Below are 15098 nucleotides of genomic sequence, written 5' to 3'. Positions count from 1 at the left end.
GATGACAGGATGGAGCGCTTGCGTATTGCAACAGTTCGAGGAATGATCGATGAACTCGCTGCTATTTTCCTCTAACGGTTTTTGCTCTCGCTCCCATGTCCAGCCCTGATCACTCGCCGATTCCCTGCCCTGTCGTCGTTCCGCTCGATGCAATCCTGCCCGAGGAGCCGCTTCTGATGATGGGCGCCGGGCCCGTGCCGATTCCTGCCGCGGTCGCGAAGGCGAATGCGATCGTGATCAACCACCTGGGCGCGACGATGGCGAAGATCATCGAGCAGGTGAAGGAAATGGCGCGCTATGTGTTCCAGACGCGCTCGAAATGGGTGCTCGGCGTTGCCGGCCCAGGTTCGGCGGCGATGGAAATGGCGGTGTCGAATCTCGCGTGGCCCGGCACGAAGGTGCTGTCGATCAAGAATGGCTTTTTCAGCGCGCGGATGGCCGAGATGGCAACGCGCGTCGGCGCGGGCGTCGTGCTCGTCGATGTGCCCGACCGCAAGGTCGCGAGTCTCGATGAAATTGCCGAGGCGCTCGCGCGCGAGCACCCCGAGATCGTCACGATCGTTCACGGCGAGACGTCGAACACGGTCTGGAACCGCGAGCTGAAAGAGATTGCCGCGCTCGCGAAGGCGGCGGGCGCGCTCGTCGTCGTCGACGCGGTGTGCACGCTGTCGACGATGCCGCTCGACATGGACGCGTGGGGCATCGACGCGGTGATCACCGGCGGCCAGAAAGGGCTGTCGTCGATTCCGGGCGTCTCGCTGATCGCGTTTTCCGACGCCGCGTGGGAGCGGATGAAGCATCGCCCCGAGCCGAACACGCACTGGTGCCTGGACATGGCGCTCGCCGAGAATTTCTGGCACAACGCCGGTTATCACTACACGGCGCCCGTATCAGGCGTGCTGGCGCTGCACGAGGCGCTGCGGCTCGTTTGCGCGGAGACGCTCGAGAGCCGTTACGCGCGCCACCAGCGCTGCTCGCTTGCGCTGCAGGCCGGCGTTACCGCGATGGGGCTCGAACTCTACGCGCCCGAATCGTGCAGGCTGAACTCGGTCGTCGGCATCACTGTGCCGCAGGGGCTGACGCCGGGCCTCATTTGCGGGCATATCTCGAAGCAGCATCAAGTCGAGATCTCGGGCTCGTTCGGCCCGCCGATCGTGCGGATCGGGCAGATGGGCGAGCAGTGCCGCGAACACAATCTGTTTCGCACGCTGCACGCGCTTGGCCGCACGATGATCGATCTGCACGCGCGTGTCGATCTGCCGGCGGGCGTCGCGGCGCTCGAACAGGCGCTGTCCAGCCGCGCGTGAGCAAGCGGGCGCCTGCTGCGTGAGTAGGCGGCGCGCCGGTATTAGCGGACGCTGGGCGGCCGATGCGCGCGGCCAATGGATTGAGCCTGCCGCTCAGGCGGCCGCGCCGTTTTCGCCGATGCGCTTTTGCCGCTGGTGCAGCGCGATCGACAGCGCCACCGCCACGGCCGCCGCGATGGCCGCGCAGAGGAATACTTGCGGATAGCCGAATGCGCCGGCAACGTAGCCGGCGAGCGGCCCGGTGATGCCAAGTGACAGATCGAGGAACACCGAGTACGCGGACAGCGCCGCGCCGCGGCTCGCGGGCGGCACCAGCGCGACGGCTTCGACGCCCAGCGCGGGGAAGATCAGCGCGAAGCCGAAGCCGGTCAGCGCCGCGCCCATGAGCGCGATGTGCGGCACGGGCGCGAGCCAGAGCAGCAGCAGGCCCGCGGCTTCGAACGCGAACGACACGATCGCCACCCGGAATCCGCCGTGGGTCTGGATCGTATGCGCGAACAGCAGCCGGGCGCCGATGAACAGCGTGCCGAACAGCGTCAATGACAGCGCCGCGTTCGGCCAGTGGCGCTCCGCGTAATAAAGCGTGATGAACGTTGCGATCGAGCCGAAGCCGGCCGAGCCGAGTGCGAGGCCGAGGCCATGCGGCAGTACGCGCGCGACTACGCTCGCATACGACATTCGCTCGCCGTGCACGAGCGGCACGGGTGCGATCAGCCGCGCGGCCCCATGGCCGGCCGCGGCGAGCGCGATCATCAGCAGGCCGAGCACGGCGGGTGTGAACGCATGCGCGAGCGCGACGCCCACGGGCGCGCCGAGCGCGAGCGCGCCGTAGGTCGCGATGCCGTTCCACGAAATCACGCGCGCGTTGTGCGCGGTGCCGACGCGGCCGATGCCCCAAAGAATCGCGCCTGTACCGACGAGGCTTTCGGCGACGCCGAGCACGAGCCGGCTTGCCACCAGCAGCGCGATGCTCGCCGCCGGCCAGCGTGCGGCGACGAACGCCGCGAGCAGTAGCACACCGCTCGCGCCACTGGCGGCAAGGCCGCGCAGCACGGTTCGCTTCGGGCCGAGCGTATCGGCGAAGCGCCCGGCGAGCGGCCGCGACGCGAGCGTCGCAAAATACTGGATGCTGATTGCCGCGCCCGAGACGATCGCGGAAAAGCCGAGTTCGGCGTGTACGAAACCGGGCAGCACCGCGAGCGGCAGGCCGATCGTCAGGTAGCAGATGAACGTGAACGACACGACGCTGACGATTTGCAGCGTCGCCGCGGCCGCGCCGCGGGCGGAGGAGTCGGAATCGGCGGACATGGAAGGGGACGGAACGAAGCGCGCATCGGCGGATGCGAAAACCGGATTTTCACATGGAACCGGTTTGCTTGCAGGGACCGTTTAGTTCAATGCGCGGCCGCCAGTGCGATATCGCCGCCGCGATATAACGCCCATGCGGGGCCGGCTATGGGTTCGGGAATTTGTCAGTGATAGCGTTGTGAGCATGACGGTGCCCAGGGTGCCGCGCGGGCCGGCCCGTGCGCCCGGAATCGCTTCTTTTTTCATCGAATGACTACGACTGATATACACAGCATGAATGAGCCGATCCGTTTTTATCATCGTCAGGCAATCCGCGAGGTCAGCGGCGTGGAGCTCACCCGCACGGTGCTCCAGTATCTGCGCGAGGACGCGCATTGCACTGGCACGAAGGAAGGTTGCGCGGAGGGCGATTGCGGCGCGTGCACGGTCGTGATCGGCGAGCCCAATGACGCGGGCGGCGTCGAGTTGAAGGCGGTCAACGCGTGCATTCAGTTCCTGCCGACGCTCGACGGCCGCGCGCTGTTCACGGTCGAGGATCTGCGCGAGCCGGGCGGCGCGCTGCATCCGGCGCAGCGCGCGATGATCGACTGTCACGGCTCGCAGTGCGGGTTTTGCACGCCGGGCTTCGTCATGTCGATGTGGGCGCTGTACGAGCGGCACTGGCAGCGCGCGCAATGCGACGGGCCGCGCGAAGTGCCGTCGCGCGCCGAGATTGCCGACGCGCTGACGGGCAATCTGTGCCGCTGTACTGGCTACCGGCCGATCGTCGACGCGGCGGCGCGGATGTTCGATGCGCCCGGCGCGCATGCGCAGCCGCCGCGCGCGCCGGCCGATTTCACCGCGCTTGCGCGCACGCTCGCGACGCTATCGCGCAGCGGCACGTTTCATTACGGGCACGCAGGCCGCACGTTCGACGCGCCGCGCACGCTCGACGAGCTTGCCCGGCTGAAGGCCGCCAAGCCCGCCGCTCGCATACTCGCGGGCAGCACCGACGTCGGCTTATGGGTGACCAAGCAGTTGCGCGATTTGGGCGATATCGTCTACGTCGGGCAGATCGCCGAGCTGCGCCGCATCGCCGACGACGGCGATTGGATCGAGATCGGCGCGGGCGTGAGCGTCGAGCAGGCGTATGCGACGCTCTGCGTGCATTACCCGGAGCTTGCCGAGATGTGGAAGCGCTTCGCGTCGCTGCCGATCCGCAACGCCGGCACGCTCGGCGGTAACGTCGCGAACGGCTCGCCGATCGGCGATTCGATGCCAGGCTTGATCGCGCTGGGCGCGCGGGTCGTGCTGCGCGGCGGCGATGCGATGCGCGAGCTGCCGCTCGAGGATCTGTATTTGGGTTATCAAAAGAAAGACATGGCCGAGCATGAGTTTGTCGTGGCGCTGAAGGTGCCCAAGCGTACCGGCGCGCGTGCGAACTTGAAATTCCGCACGTACAAGCTGTCGAAGCGCTTCGATTCCGATATCTCCGCAGTCTGCGCGGCGTTCGCGTTCATCGCCGACGGCGACGTGGTGCGCGCGCCGCGCATCGCGTTCGGCGGCATGGCGGCAACGCCCAAGCGCGCGGCGCGCGCCGAGGCTGCGCTTGCCGGCGCGATCTGGGACGAAGCCGCCGCGCACGCGGCAATGCGCGCGCTCGAAGACGACTATGCACCGCTCACCGATATGCGCGCGACGAGTGCGTACCGGCTCGCGACTGCGAAAAACCTGCTGTACCGCTTCTGGCTGGAAACCCGGCCGCACGATCCGCTGCCCGCGTCGGCGGTGAACGTGCGCGCGACGGCGACGGCGGCGGCCGAGCCGGCCGCATCCTGAGCGGCTGGCACGAAGCGAATGGAGCATCGAATCATGAATCAGCAAGCCGAACCTTTCCTGAGCGTCGCCGCCGACACCGACGGCTTCAAGCAAGTGCACGTGTCGCGTCCGCACGAATCCGCGCATTTGCACGTGAGCGGCCGCGCGACTTATACCGACGACATCGCGCTCGTCGCCGGCACGCTGCATGCGGCGCTTGGCCTGTCCGCGAAGCCGCACGCGAAGATCGTGTCGATGCGGCTCGACGCGGTGCGCGCGGCGCCCGGCGTCGTTGCGGTGCTGACCGCGGACGACATTCCGGGCGCGAATGATTGCGGGCCGGTCGTCCACGACGATCCGGTGCTCGCGCACGGCGTCGTTCAGTATGTCGGGCAGCCGATTTTCGTCGTCGTCGCCACGTCGCACGATGCCGCGCGGCGTGCCGCGCGCTGCGCGCAGATCGAATACGATCCGCTGCCGGCGATCCTCACCGCGCAGGATGCGCGCGCCGCCGAATCCTACGTGATGCCGCCAATGACGCTCGCGCGCGGCGACGCGGCCGCGCGGATCGAACGCGCCGCGCATCGCGACGCGGGCGAGCTGACGTTCGGCGGCCAGGAGCAGTTCTATCTCGAAGGGCAGATCGCCTACGCGGTGCCGAAGGAAGACGGCGCGATGCATGTGTACAGCTCGACGCAGCATCCGAGCGAGATGCAGCACGTGGTGGCGCGCCTGCTTGGCCTGGCGTCGCACGACGTGCTCGTCGAATGCCGCCGCATGGGCGGCGGCTTCGGCGGCAAGGAATCGCAGTCGGGCCTGTTCGCGTGCTGCGCGGCGCTGGCCGCATGGAAGCTGCAGCGCCCGGTCAAGCTGCGCCCGGACCGCGACGACGACATGATGATCACCGGCAAGCGCCACGATTTCCATTACCGGTACGACGTCGGCTACGACGACGCGGGCGTGATCACCGGCGTCTCGGTCGACATGACGTCGCGCTGCGGTTTTTCCGCCGATCTGTCCGGGCCGGTGATGACGCGCGCCATCTGTCATTTCGACAATGCGTACTGGCTGCCCGACGTGTCGATCGCCGGCCGCTGCGGGAAGACGAACACGCAGTCGAACACCGCGTTTCGCGGCTTCGGCGGCCCGCAAGGCGCGTTCGCGATCGAGTACATCATCGACAACATCGCGCGCGCGCTCGGCCGCGATCCGCTCGACGTGCGCCGCGCGAACCTGTACGGCAAGACCGAGCGCAACGTGACGCCCTACGGCCAGACGGTCGAGGACAACGTGCTGCACGAGCTGATCGACGAGCTGGAGGCGACGAGCGACTATCGCGCGCGCCGCGCCGCGACGCGCGCGTTCAATGCGGCAAGCCCGGTGCTGAAAAAGGGCATCGCGCTGACGCCGGTGAAGTTCGGCATCGCGTTCAACGTCGCGCATTTCAATCAGGCGGGCGCGCTCGTTCACATTTATACCGACGGTTCGATCCTCGTGAATCACGGCGGCACGGAGATGGGCCAGGGGCTCAACACCAAGGTCGCGCAGGTGGTCGCGCACGAGCTGGGCGTGAGCTTCGAGCGCATCCGCGTGACGGCGACCGATACGAGCAAGATCGCGAACACGTCGGCAACCGCCGCGTCGACCGGCTCGGATCTGAACGGCAAGGCCGCGCAGGACGCCGCGCGGCAGCTGCGCGAGCGGCTCGCCGCGTTCGCGGCCGGGCATTTCGGCAACGGCGCTGTGCAGCCCGCCGACGTGCGCTTTGCCTATGACGGCGTACGGATCGGCGACGCCGTCGTGCCGTTCGACGAGGTGGTGGCGCACGCCTATCGCGCGCGCGTGCAGCTCTGGTCCGACGGCTTTTACGCCACGCCGAAGCTGCATTGGGATCAGTCGACGCTGACCGGCCGGTCGTTTTTCTACTATGCCTACGGCGCGGCCGTCTCGGAGGTGATCGTCGATACGCTCACCGGCGAGATGCGCGTGCTGCGCGCGGACGTGCTGCATGACGTCGGCGCGTCGCTGAATCCGGCGATCGACATCGGGCAGATCGAAGGCGCGTTCATCCAGGGGATGGGCTGGCTCACGACCGAGGAGCTGTGGTGGCGCGACGACGGCACGCTGATGACTCATGCGCCGTCGACGTACAAGATCCCGACCGTCAACGACTGCCCGCCGGATTTTCGCGTGAAGCTGTTCGACAACCGCAATGCCGAGGACAGCATTCACCGGTCGAAGGCGGTCGGCGAGCCGCCGCTGCTGCTGCCGTTTTCGGTGTTCTTCGCGATTCGCGACGCGATTGCGTCGGTGGGCGGCGATGCGATCAATCCGCCGCTCACGGCGCCCGCGACGGGCGAGGCGATTCTGCGTGCGGTGCAGGCGGTGAGCGGGCGGGCGCAGTGAATGAGGCGTCGTGAGTCGGCGCGCGGCGCGATCGGGGCTTGGCGGCATGGGCGCGGCGCGCGGTGCGCGGTGGCCGGAGGCGTCAAAGTTGCCAGGCTCGTCGCGACTGGGGGGCTTAAGGGCGCGCTGCCATTCTGAGGTTGCCGGGTGTGTGGCTTGGGTCGTTGCCCAAGCGCTCCGACCGAGGCTTCTATCCTGGCAGCACCTGATTTCCGGAAGAACCGGTTTCAGCGAAGATCGTCGGCGTTTGCTTTCCAACACTCGCGCAGAGCACCACAACGATGATGAGATCTTTGCTGACACAGCACCTTCGCCGCGCGCCGCGGCTTGCCGCAGCCATTGCTGCTGCCGTTGCCGCTGGCGTGGCCGCCGCGCCGGCCGACGCGGCCGAATTGCATGTGATGAACTCCGGCGGCTTCACGGCCGCGTACAAGCTGCTCGCGCCGAAATTCGAAGCGGCGAGTGGCAATACGCTCGACATCACATGGGGGCCGTCGATGGGCGCGACGCCCGAGGCGATTCCGAATCGGCTCGCGCGTGGCGAGCCGGCCGACGTCGTGATCATGGTCGGCTATGCGCTCGACAAGCTGATCCGCGAAGGCAGGATCGATCCGGCTTCGCGCGTCGAGCTGGCCGATTCGCGTATCGGGGCGGTCGTGCGCGACGGCGAGCCCGCGCCCGACATCAGCACGCCCGAGGCGCTGAAAGCGGCGCTGCTGCAGGCGAAATCGGTGGCGTATTCGGATAGCGCGAGCGGCGTCTATATCCGCGACGCGCTTTTCAAGCGCCTGGGCGTCGAGGCCCAGGTCGGGCCGAAGGCGACGATGGTGCCGCGCGTTCCGGTCGCCTCGAAGGTCGCCGACGGCACGTATGCACTCGGCTTCCAACAGGTGAGCGAATTGTTGCCGGTGCCGGGGGTGACGTTCGTTGGCAAGATTCCGGAGCCGTTGCAGTCGATCACGCGCTATGCGGGCGGCATTCCGGTTGGCGCGCAGCATCCGCGTGAAGCGCGCGCGCTGCTCGACTATCTTGCGTCGCCGGGCGCCGCGGCCGATATCCGGAAGACCGGGCTCGATCCGGTTCCGGCGCGCTGATGTCCCGATGCCGTGGCGCGATTGCGGCATGGGCGCCTCATGGATCGCGGGCGGGCATCACGGGGCGGTTCCGTGACGAAGCCGCGTCCGGCGTTTGCGCTGCCGGGCGGCGGCTGGCGGCGGCCGCCGCGCGAACAGGCTGCCGCCTTGGTGACCCGTCCGCTGCGATGCCGGCCGCACGTATCGCGGCGCGCGCCGGCGGCGCGCCGCTTGCATCCTATACTCGCGAGTTCAGTTTGTGCGGCGCGCGTCGCGTTCGTTCAAAACGGCGGAGAGACCCATGCAAGCGCATCAACCCTATTTCGACGAACTCGTCGCCGCTTGCGACGCGATTCGCGACTGGCTCGCGGGCGACGCATCCGGGCCCGCCGCGCTGGATGCGCTGATGGCGCATTTCGCGCCCGGCTTCACGATGATCGGTACGGACGGCCATCTCTACGATCACGACGCGTTGCGCGCGCTATTTGCCCGGCTCGCGGGCCGCAAGCCGGGGCTGGCGATCACGTTTTCGCAGATGCGCGCGCTCACCGTGCTCGGCGAACTCGCGATCGTCAGCTACGTCGAGCACCAGACGGATGCGACGGGCACGTTGCCGTCGCGCCGGTCGACGGCGGTGTTCGAGCGCGATTCGCGCACGGGGCGGGTGCGCTGGTCCCATCTGCAAGAAACTTTCTGTCACGCTTGATCCGGTCGCAGGCTCGGTGAGCGTCGATCGTGGCGCGGCGCGCCGTCAGCGCGGCACACACGCCCGCGACGCGCCGTCATGCGAGGCCCGACGGCAGCGTGCTGATCCGCCTGACTTCTTTCGATTCCAGCCAGCTCGGCGTGCGTGCGCAGTAGAGCACCATCGGCAGCGCATCCTCGCCCCAGAATAGCTGGCGGTTCAGCCAAAACGTCGGCACGCCGAACACGCCGAGCGAGATCGCATCGTCCGTATTGCGGCGCAACTGCGCGCGGGTTTCGTCCGACGCGAGCCGCGGATCGTCGTGCGCGATCCCGACTCGCCCGCAGAGTTCAGCGAAATTACCGGGCTCGACCGGATCGCGGCCTTCTCGCCAGATGAAGCGGAAAATCTCGCGTATCGCATGGAAGTTGGCATTCAGCAGTGTCGCGAGCAGCAGCGCGCGCGACCCGTCGAACGGGTGCGCGGGCGGCATCTTGAACGTAATGCCGAGCTGCTCGGCGCGAAAAAGCGCGTGCCGATAAGTGAAAACGCGTTTCGCTGGCACGTCGGACGCCGGGCGCTGGCCCCAGTGGCGATGTAGATCCGGCAGCGATACGGGCGTGAGCGCGAACGATACGCCCGGCCACTTGCCATGCTGTTCGAGCAGCAGGTACGAGAACGGCGACACGAAATCGTAAAACCATGCCGGCCGCGAAGCGTCGATGCCGACGGTCATCGAGAATCTCCTGATGGAAGGGACGCAACGGGGGCGTCGTGTCGCAATGTTACGCGGCGGCGGGGACAAATGCAGCCGTCGCGGCGGCTTGCCGGGGCCGATGCGCATCGGCTCGAGCGTGTTGCACCGCGCTGCGGCGAATCGGATCTTGGCCGGTGCGGCATTTGCCATATGAACGTCACGGATGCTTGTACCGTTCTTCAGCGGGGCCGGGCTGCGGCGCGTTCGCGAACGGCGCGCCGGCGGCGGGCGTACTGGTGGCGTGCGTATCGTCGTGCGGCGCAGCGCTATCGCTATGCGGCGCGTCGTGCGCCGATGGTCTGCCCGTGTCGGCCGCTGGCGCGCCGCTTGCGTGCGCCGGCCGCGATTGCGGCTCGCGCGCGATCAGCCGCTCGCGCACGAAGCCGATGTGCTCGCGCAGGACGTAGAACTGCCCCGCGTAAGCGAGCGGCATTTTCATCCGGTTGACCGCGTTCTCGACGTTATCGAGCCTGTCGAGCAGCGCGGCGCGCTCCCGGGCGGTATGCTCGCCGAGCGCGCCGCGCTCCAGCGCGATCAGCGCACCGTACCAGCGATAGATCCGCGAGCGCACACGCCAGCCGTATAGCGCCGGCACGAGCCGCAGCCCCGGAATCAGCACGACGATCAGCGGCACCACGATAAAGAGCAGCCGGTCGACGAGGCTCGCGACCCAGAACGGCATCTTCCGGTACAGGAAGGTCTTGCCGGATTTGTAATAGCGCGCGGCGTCGTCCGATAGCGGGAAGCTGCTGCGCGTGACGGGCGACGGGAATTCGTCCGCGCGCTGCAGGATCGTCGCGCGATGGTGGACGTCGCGCGCGGCTTCGATGAGCAGGTCGGAGAGCGCCGGATGCAGTGTGTCGCGCGCGATCAACTCGATGGTGGGCGACAGTGTGTGGATGTCCGTGGGTGGCAGGTTGGTGCCGGGATCGTAGACGCCCATCGGCAGCGTGATTTCCGTCAGGTAGGGGAAGCGCCGCGAGTACGCCTCCGCCTGCGTAAACGAATAGAAATGCACGCCCGGTGCGCGAAAGAGCTTCGCCATCACCGGAATCTGCGTGGAATCGCCGGACAGGAATGCCGCGTCGATCCGGCCTTCGGTCAGCGCGCGCGCCGCGTCCTCGCCGGACAGCGGCAGCAGCTCGGTCGGCCCGCCCGGCACGATGCCGTTCATCTTCAAGAGGGCCAGGCCGAGTTCGTGCGCGCCCGCGCCCTCGGCGCCGATCGCGAGCCGCTTGCCGCTGAACTGCGACAGCCGCTCAATCACAGGGCCGCGGTAGAGTATCGCGAGCGGCACGTAGCCGATGCTGCCGAGCGACACGAGATTCTCGTGCTTGTCCTTGCGGTCGATGCCGCTTTGCACGAAGCCGATGTCCACGCGCTGCGCCGGATCGGACAGCCGTGCGAGATTCTCGGCCGAGCCCGCGGACGGGAGCACGTTGAGCGTGACGCCATTTTTTGCAAGGATTTGCTTGTATTTTTGTGCGGAAAGCCAGTTCGAACTGCCGGGCGGGCCTGCGGAGATCGTCAGCGACGTCGGCGGCGCGGGCTGCAGGAGGGCGATGGCAAGCCAGATCGCGGCGGCTGTCAGCAGCACGGTCGGCCCGATCGACATCGCGAGATCGCGCCACGACACCGCGACGAAGCGGGCGACGATCGGATGCGGCCGGGGGCGGCGTGGCGGGGCTGGCTTCATGGGCGGGATGACGGCTGGCGATCTGCTCGCGGCGATAGTACCCGAGTTCGCCGCCGTTGCGGCGCTTGGGGCCGCCGCGGTGCCGCAGCGCACGCCCGCTGCGCGAATACTTGGCGCACGTGCGGACTGTGGATTACATTGTGCGGGGCCGTCGCGCCGGTGTTCTTATCGCGAACCCGTTGTGCCGCGCCGGCCGTGGTGCCCGTCAAAATCAATCAGAAATCAGGAGAGCATATGAAATCGATCGTATCGAAGGCACTCGGAGGCGTGATCGTCCTGGCGCTCACGGGCGGCAACGTGTTCGCGCAGGCAAGCGACGCGGCGCCGGGCGCCTCGGCGCCCGCGGCGGCTGCGCAAAGCGCGTCGAAGGCAGCCGCCAAGAGCGCGCGGCACGCGAACCGCAAGCTCGGCTATGCGGTGCGCAAGGCGATTTCGAAAGCCAACGGGGTGGATGTGTCGAACATCACCGTGCGCTCGAAAGGTGGCGGCGCTGTGACGCTCGAAGGGTCGGTGCCGGGTGCGTCGCAGATCGACAAGGCGGTTGCGGCGGCCAAGAGCGTCGCGGGCGTGACGTCGGTGACCAACAAGCTGTCCGTGCAGATGCAGTGACGCGGTGACGCGCGCGGGGCGGCACCGCGCATCCCGCGCGCCGCCGTCCGCGGCGCGCGCGCTGGCCGGGAGGCGGCGGCGTTCGCTGCGGATAGCGCAAGACAACAGGGGGCGGGAAATGACGAGGATCGCAGTCCGATCGAAGCGGGCGTGGCTGCTGGCGCTCGCGTGCGTCAGCAGCGCGCTGCTCGGCGCGTGCAACGGCGACGATGACGCAATAGTCAATACGCAGCCGGATTTCATCGCGGGCAAGGTGAGCGTGAGCGCATACGACGGCGCGAGCGACGATCTGCTGACGGCCGGGCTCGGCAAGACCGGGTTGGGCAGCGCGACGCGGCCCGGCTTTGCGAATCCGGCGCAGCCGAGCGCGGCGGAACTGCGGCGTCTGGCGATCTACACGAACTATCGCGCGCTCGTCGACATTACGCCGAACGGCGGTTACGGGCGCTTCTGGGGACCGAACGTCGATCTCTCCGGCAACGATACGCTTGGCGAAGGCAAGATCCCCGGCACCGAATATCTTGCCTACTCCGACGACGGCAGCGGCCGCAAAAACGTCACGCTGCTCGTGCAGGTGCCGGCGAGCTTCGATCCGGCGAATCCTTGCATCGTGACGGCGACGTCGTCCGGCTCGCGCGGCGTGTACGGCGCGATAGCGACGGCGGGCGAATGGGGGCTCAAGCGCGGTTGCGCGGTCGCATACAACGACAAGGGCGGCGGCAACGGCGCGCACGAAATCGGCACGAACCGGATCACGCGGATCGACGGCACGCTCGCGGACGCGTCGAGCGCCGGGCACGCGAGCCTCTTCACCGCGAGCGAGCCGGGTTCCGCGCTCGCCGCATTCAATAGCGCGTATCCGTACCGCTATGCATACAAGCACGCGCATTCGCAGCAAAACCCGGAACAGGACTGGGGGCGCGTGACGCTGCAGGCGGTCGAGTTTGCGTACTGGGCGCTCAACGAGCAGTACGGCCCGCGCATCGGCGACCGGCACCACGGCATCCGCTACCGGCCCGGCGACATCACGACGATCGCCGCATCGGTCAGCAACGGCGGCGGCGCGGCGCTCGCGGCGGCCGAGCAGGATACGCGCGGCTGGATCACGGCGGTCGTCGTCGGCGAGCCGCAGATCAACGTGCGGCTCGCGCCGGGCGCGATGGTCGAGCAGAATGGCGCGAGCGTGCCGTCGTTCGGCCGGCCGCTTGCCGACTACGCGAGCCTCGCGAACCTGCTGCAGCCGTGCGCGGCCGCCGCGCCCGCGGTGGCCGGCGCACCGTATCTCGGCACGCTGCCGCTCGCGCAGACGCAAGCGATCCGCGCGCAGCGCTGCGCGACGCTCGCCGCTGCCGGGCTCGTCGCGGGCGCGGACACGCCGAGCCAGGCAAGCGACGCGCTCGCGCAGCTTCATGCGGCCGGCTATCTCGCCGATTCCGATCTGTTGCACGCTCCGATGTGGGATTCGCAGGCGATTCCGGCGATCGCCGTCACGTATGCGAACGCCTACACGCGTTCCGGCGTCACCGACAATCTTTGCAATTTCAGTTTCGCGACGACGAACCCGGCGACGGGCGCGGCCGCGCCGGCGTCGGTGTCGCCAATGACGAATCTGTACGGAATGGGCAACGGCATTGCGCCGACCAATGGCATCAACCTCGTGTTCAACGGCGCCGTGGGCGGCGTCGATCATCGGCTGGCGACGCCCGATGCGAGCTTCGCGGGCGCGCTGTGCCTGCGCCAGATCTGGAGCGCGAATCAGCTCGGCATCGGCGCGAGCGTCGATGCGGTGCGCGTCAACGCGAACCTGCGGCACAAGCCTGCGATCATCGTGCATGGCAGAAGCGACGCGCTCGTGCCCGTCAATCACGCCTCGCGTGCCTACGTCGCGCAGAACAGCGTGGCCGAAGGCAGCCGGAGCCAGCTTTCGTTCTACGAAGTGACGAACGGCCAGCATTTCGATGCGTTCCTGTCCGCGCCGGGTTTCGATACGCGCTACGTGCCGGTCCACTATTACGATTTACTTGCGCTGAACCTGATGTGGAGCCATCTGAAAAACGGCACGCCGCTGCCGCCGTCGCAGGTGATTCGCACGACGCCGCGCGGCGGCACACCGGGCTCGGCGCCCGCGCTGTCGGCGGCGAACCTGCCGCCGATCGATCCGGCGCCGGGTGCGGCCAATGCGATCAAGGTGAGCGCGGGCGTGATTGACGTGCCGCTCTGATCTTGCTCTGACGCGCGATTTCGGCTTTTTTCGTTACGCGTTTTTGCATTGTCATGGCTGGCCGCGCCGACAGGTGGAGTGCCGGTTTCTTGCCGGCCGCCCGCCCGGCGCAGATCCGACTGAATCGGATGACGCGGCGAGCGCCGAGTGCCGATTATCCGAACGCGGCGAGCGCGATCGGCCATTTGCTGGCGCTGGCGCGCCGAAGCGTTGCCGCCGATCGTTCGTCAACCTGAACGATTCGCTGACCCGCACGCCATGCGGACTGCCGCCGTCCAAACCCGGCGGGTGCGGGCCCGCGGCGTCGCGCGGCAGTACGCGGCAATGCACGCCATTACGTGCCATACCGCGGGCGGCCTCGCGGCGGTAATCGGCCCGGCTGCCGCGCCGCAGGCGCGAGGCGCGGCTCGCGGGTGCTACGCGAGCACCAGCTTCGCGCCGACCGCAACCAGCGTCGCCGCCAGCACGCACCGCAGCAGGCTTTCCGGCGCGCGCGCCGACAGGTGGCTGCCCGCCACGATGCCCGGCAGCGAGCCCAGCAGCAGCGACGCCAGCATCGACCAATCGACCGAGCCGAGCAGCCAATGCCCGATACCCGCGACGAGCGTGAGCGGAACCGCATGCGCGATGTCGGAGCCGACGATCCGGGTCGTCGTGAGCGCAGGGTAGAGAAGCAGCAGCACGGTCACGCCGATCGCCCCCGCGCCGACCGACGTCAGCGATACGAGCACGCCGAGCACGATACCCGTCGCGACGGTCGCGACGAGCGTGCGCGCGGGGCTCGGCGGCAGCGCGCGTGCGTGACGCGCGGCAAGCGCCGCGAGCTGCGGGCGGAACAACAGCGACAGCGCGGTCAACAGCAGCGCCGCGCCAAGCACGAACTCGATCATCCGGCCCGTACTCTGCGCATGCAGCCCGTGCGTATGCAGAATCCATAGCGTGATGGTGGCGGCGGGCACGCTGCCTGCCGCGAGCCGGGCGGTGATTCGCCAGTCGACCGTGCCTTTGAGCCCGTGCACGAACGTGCCGGTGGTTTTCGTGACCGCCGCGTACAGCAGATCGGTGCCGACCGCCGTCGCCGGATGGACGTTGAACAGCAGGACGAGAATCGGCGTCATCAGCGAACCGCCGCCGACGCCCGTCAAACCGACGAGAAAGCCGACGAAGAGGCCGGACAGGGAGTACAGCAGATCGATATGAGGCAACGGCATCGGCGGGGGTGTGAGGCGTTTGAAAGTG

Annotated in this window: 11 protein-coding genes; 7 read left to right on the top strand and 4 right to left on the bottom strand. The window is 68.1% G+C overall.

Going from position 1 to position 15098, the window contains the following annotated elements:
• The first annotated feature begins 95 nt into the window (after positions 1-95).
• Entirely contained in the window at positions 96-1307 is a 1212-nt protein-coding gene (locus WS68_RS13735; protein ID WP_059571331.1) for a pyridoxal-phosphate-dependent aminotransferase family protein, read from the top strand.
• Between the two features lie 93 nt (positions 1308-1400).
• Here the strand turns inward: WS68_RS13735 and WS68_RS13730 are convergent, their stop codons facing one another.
• Entirely contained in the window at positions 1401-2615 is a 1215-nt protein-coding gene (locus WS68_RS13730) for an MFS transporter (protein ID WP_059571330.1), read from the bottom strand.
• A gap of 273 nt (positions 2616-2888) precedes the next feature.
• Here WS68_RS13730 and xdhA point away from each other — a divergent pair, with 273 nt between their 5' ends.
• The 4 genes from xdhA (at position 2889) to WS68_RS13710 (ending at position 8597) form a co-directional block, all read left to right on the top strand.
• Entirely contained in the window at positions 2889-4433 is a 1545-nt protein-coding gene (gene xdhA / locus WS68_RS13725) for a xanthine dehydrogenase small subunit (protein WP_059571329.1), read from the top strand.
• Between the two features lie 33 nt (positions 4434-4466).
• Positions 4467-6818, top strand: coding sequence for a xanthine dehydrogenase molybdopterin binding subunit (gene xdhB, locus WS68_RS13720; protein WP_059571328.1), 2352 nt, complete (start codon positions 4467-4469; stop codon positions 6816-6818).
• 284 nt (positions 6819-7102) lie between these two features.
• Entirely contained in the window at positions 7103-7912 is an 810-nt protein-coding gene (locus WS68_RS13715) for a substrate-binding domain-containing protein (RefSeq protein ID WP_059571385.1), read from the top strand.
• 280 nt (positions 7913-8192) lie between these two features.
• The gene (locus WS68_RS13710; RefSeq protein WP_059571327.1) at positions 8193-8597 is read left to right on the top strand and encodes a nuclear transport factor 2 family protein; all 405 of its coding nucleotides are present in this window, start codon (positions 8193-8195) and stop codon (positions 8595-8597) included.
• 76 nt (positions 8598-8673) lie between these two features.
• Here WS68_RS13710 and WS68_RS13705 read toward each other — a convergent pair whose 3' ends face one another.
• A complete protein-coding gene (locus WS68_RS13705; protein ID WP_059571326.1) occupies positions 8674-9312 on the bottom strand; it encodes a 2-hydroxychromene-2-carboxylate isomerase in 639 nt (212 codons plus the stop codon).
• 178 nt (positions 9313-9490) lie between these two features.
• Complete coding sequence (locus WS68_RS13695; RefSeq protein ID WP_082710025.1) at positions 9491-11029, bottom strand: TAXI family TRAP transporter solute-binding subunit; 1539 nt, start codon at positions 11027-11029, stop codon at positions 9491-9493.
• A 234-nt stretch (positions 11030-11263) separates the two neighbouring features.
• On the opposite strand from WS68_RS13695, the gene WS68_RS13690 reads away from it, so the two are divergent.
• Together WS68_RS13690 and WS68_RS13685 are read left to right on the top strand one after the other, a co-directional pair.
• Positions 11264-11638 carry a BON domain-containing protein gene (locus tag WS68_RS13690; protein ID WP_059571324.1) on the top strand — a complete coding sequence of 125 codons (375 nt, stop codon included), beginning with the start codon at positions 11264-11266 and terminating at the stop codon, positions 11636-11638.
• 118 nt (positions 11639-11756) lie between these two features.
• Positions 11757-13859: a D-(-)-3-hydroxybutyrate oligomer hydrolase gene (locus tag WS68_RS13685; RefSeq protein WP_059571323.1), complete on the top strand. Its 2103-nt coding sequence runs from the start codon at positions 11757-11759 to the stop codon at positions 13857-13859.
• 416 nt (positions 13860-14275) lie between these two features.
• Here the strand turns inward: WS68_RS13685 and WS68_RS13675 are convergent, their stop codons facing one another.
• Positions 14276-15070, bottom strand: a complete 795-nt coding sequence (locus WS68_RS13675; RefSeq protein WP_059571384.1) for a sulfite exporter TauE/SafE family protein — start codon at positions 15068-15070, stop codon at positions 14276-14278.
• Positions 15071-15098: the final 28 nt, after the last annotated feature.

It is taken from the genome of Burkholderia sp. TSV86, from assembly GCF_001522865.1.
GTDB lineage: Bacteria > Pseudomonadota > Gammaproteobacteria > Burkholderiales > Burkholderiaceae > Burkholderia.
Note: the sequence above shows the minus strand (reverse complement) of the source record. Positions and strands in the feature narration are given on the sequence as shown.